The organism is Aliiglaciecola lipolytica E3, assembly GCF_000314975.1.
In the GTDB taxonomy this organism is placed as follows: Bacteria; Pseudomonadota; Gammaproteobacteria; order Enterobacterales; family Alteromonadaceae; genus Aliiglaciecola; species Aliiglaciecola lipolytica.
Genome location: NZ_BAEN01000005.1, coordinates 1 through 3,025 on the forward strand (window position 1 = coordinate 1; position 3,025 = coordinate 3,025).

Sequence of the window (3,025 nt, forward strand, 5' to 3'; positions counted from 1 at the left end):
AGTTTGTTCTTCTTTTTTATCTTCTACTGTAGACATGGGTTTAATTGATTGCGCTCTTGCTTGTGCAATATCAATAACCATTACAAATTCAGTTTCATGCTCCTCAGCAAGTAAATCTCTGGCATGTTCTTTTGCTTGCTCGAATGTAACTATGGAGTCGTTTGTTATCAACGTGGTTTCAAACAATACTAGATCTCTGTTATCAACTCGCTTACGAATATCTTGAGGATCGTCGTTAGTTAGAATTGGTAACTTTTCATCAATTAGCCAAGCCCCTGCAAATGCATGTCCTTTAGTTACCGCTATGACAGGATTTAAGCCCATAGCTTCTATACAACTGGCAAACAAAAGTGAAGAATCAAGGCAAGCTACCATTCTTGCGTTGCTAATATCTGCTGCAAGTCTTACACGTTGGCCCAATTTAGCAAAACCTTTAGGGGGGCTAACGTAAGCTAGCTTTTCCTGAAAAAGAACATTCCATAGTGCTGCAAGCATTACGTATGGTTTCTCCCGCGTATTTGACTGATAGCCATCTACAGAACGCCCAAAGCCACCTTTTTCCAATACTAGTGCGGCTTTCCTGATCAGTGACTCAACAAAAACGCCATTAGGTTTCACAAATGCGGCTAATAGCGCTGGTTGTCGCTCTTCGCCTCCCCAATAGGTCGCAGGCAGAATATCCAGTTTGGCATAATGTACTGCAATGATATTTTCTTCCTCGTCCAAGAGAGTAAATGTCAATGTATGAGAAATTTCCTCAGTAATCCCAAACAGCTTTTCAAATGGAAAGCGCAGTTCTTTTAATTGAAGGTTAATGGATTGACTAGGTTCTAACCTATCAATATTCCATTTTTCCTCAGCGAGCCAGCCATCTATACTAGCTAACGCTAGCTTCAGTGAACTATACGATGGAAGAATTTCATTTTCGCTGTTTGGATAGATAATTCGAATTGATTTGAGAATAGGATAGGAATTTTGCTGTGCAGCGAGTGAGAAAGTGCGTGTTATATCAATGCGTAGTTCAATTGTATTGGCAATTTGTTTCTCGATATTTGCATCTAACATTATCGGCTCCTTCCGAACAACATACTCAAAGAATGATGAGAGTAATATCCATTTTTACACTCCCATTATTCAAAAGTCTAATAAGATTTACATAGTAGTCATTGCAAACTTAAGGATAACTACCTGAATTTCATAAGAAGCCGATACTACTGAGTTGCCCTACACCCCTTTATGTATGAAGGCTTGACGATTTTCGCAGGGGTAAACCGATTGAGCCCCTTTCGACATGGCGCTCTCTGGAGGCATAAGTCGTGCGTTCGACTAATTTGTCTGGAACAAATTAGGATAGCTTTAGCTGGTCGCGAAGCGACGAAGTACAGGGATGTGCGGAGCAATCTCGCCGGGTGCGCCATATAGTTTGCCCTTGTATGTTGTTATCCGTGACTAAAATGTCCTGTAAATACAGCTCGTGACCACACCGTAGCAAACATACATATTGTGCATCAAAAAGCACATACTTCGACTTCGTCTAATTTTTGAATAAACCCATCCATTGCCGCTAAATCTGAGGGCGTCGAGCCGTCAATTTTACTTTGTAATATGTTGATACTGGCGGTTGATAAGACATTCTGCTCATCGTTTAGCCATAATAATGCTTTGGCGAGATAGCATAGTTGATCGTCTAAGTTGTGCTGAATAAAGTAGGCTTCAATTGCTTCGGCTATGTCTTGATTTAAACCCCAGGCCTTGAGTATTTTAAGACTGGGAATTCGACCTTTTAATAGTGTTCTAGTTAACTTTTTGTCTACCTTCTTCAACAGTAAACTTTCAAACGCATCTTCTGATGAGGATCTTCCTGCGAACACATTAGATATAAAGGGCATCTGCTTATTCGCAGGTTTATGATTAGGCTCGTTTCTTAAAAACAGAGGTATATCTTGGTATTCACTTGGATCGCTACAGTTATTAAAATCTTGCGCCACATCCATAAACACATCATTTTGGTTTTCATTAATCGAGCGGTTAAAACGTAAGTTAGAGTGGAGCATTTGCGGGACCACAGTTAATTCTGGCAAGCCATCGGCATTTTCAACATTTTGGCTATTTACCATCACAAAACTGGTATAGCGGTTTACTAACCCTAATTTGAGCGACAACTTTGTTGCTTCGTCCGTGTCTAAAGCAAACACATGCTGTTGCCCTACTAACTTTTGTAAGGCCAAGCCTAATTCACCTGTTAACTCAGACTTGGGTAATATCTCACCATTCAAGCTTATGCTTAGTGGTTTTGAATCACCTTGATAAACCACATAACCCAAACCTCCATGCACTAAACTGGTCGATGAGGGAAGTGCAGTCCACCGGGTATTTTCTGTTTGCCAGATACAGGCTTGTCGCGGAGCACTAACTTGTGAAACAAAGTGCTTGATACGCTCAGCCATCGGTTCATTAGGATGTACCAATATCCATTGACCATGGGTGGCCTCTGCCAGCTTAATGACAATATGTTCAGAGACAGCGCTCCCTATCCCTATGCTATGTATCCGGCATGGCTCTGATGTAGTCGAGTTTATTTCATCAAAAAATTCAGCGTTTTCCCAGACCTGACCATCAGTTAGAACAATAATTTCAGGCGTTTTTTGGTGTAGTTCAGCCTGTTTTTGAGCGCCAGCCAGTGCCTCCCAAATCTCGGTGCCTCCCATGTCTGCAGCCAAGTTAGCCACAAATTCGAGCAATACTTTACGGTTTTTAGTATTGATGGTGAGCGGCTTGGCGTTAACGTGCATTACATTGCTACCAAAACACATCAAGCTCACTTCACTGCCATCTTGCAAACTCGTTAACAACGACGTTAACCCCGCTTGTGTTTGTTGCATAGACAACCCTGTCATCGAGCCCGAGCAATCAACTAATAAAACCACACTAACCGTGTCAGTGGTTGCTAGACTGGCTTGAGGTGGCAACACACTTAATGCACAAGGGTAATCGCCTTGTAAAGATTGAATGGTATAAGGTTGGG

At 41.7% G+C, this 3,025-nt stretch carries 1 protein-coding gene and 1 pseudogene; both read right to left on the reverse strand.

The features are described from left to right. Nucleotides 1-1,065 (reverse strand): annotated as a pseudogene (locus GLIP_RS00800) (DUF4011 domain-containing protein); the annotation flags it as partial. 443 nt (nucleotides 1,066-1,508) lie between these two features. Continuing rightward, nucleotides 1,509-3,025 (reverse strand): VWA domain-containing protein (locus GLIP_RS00805; protein WP_040521561.1); only part of this gene is annotated, 1,517 nt, incomplete at its 5' end.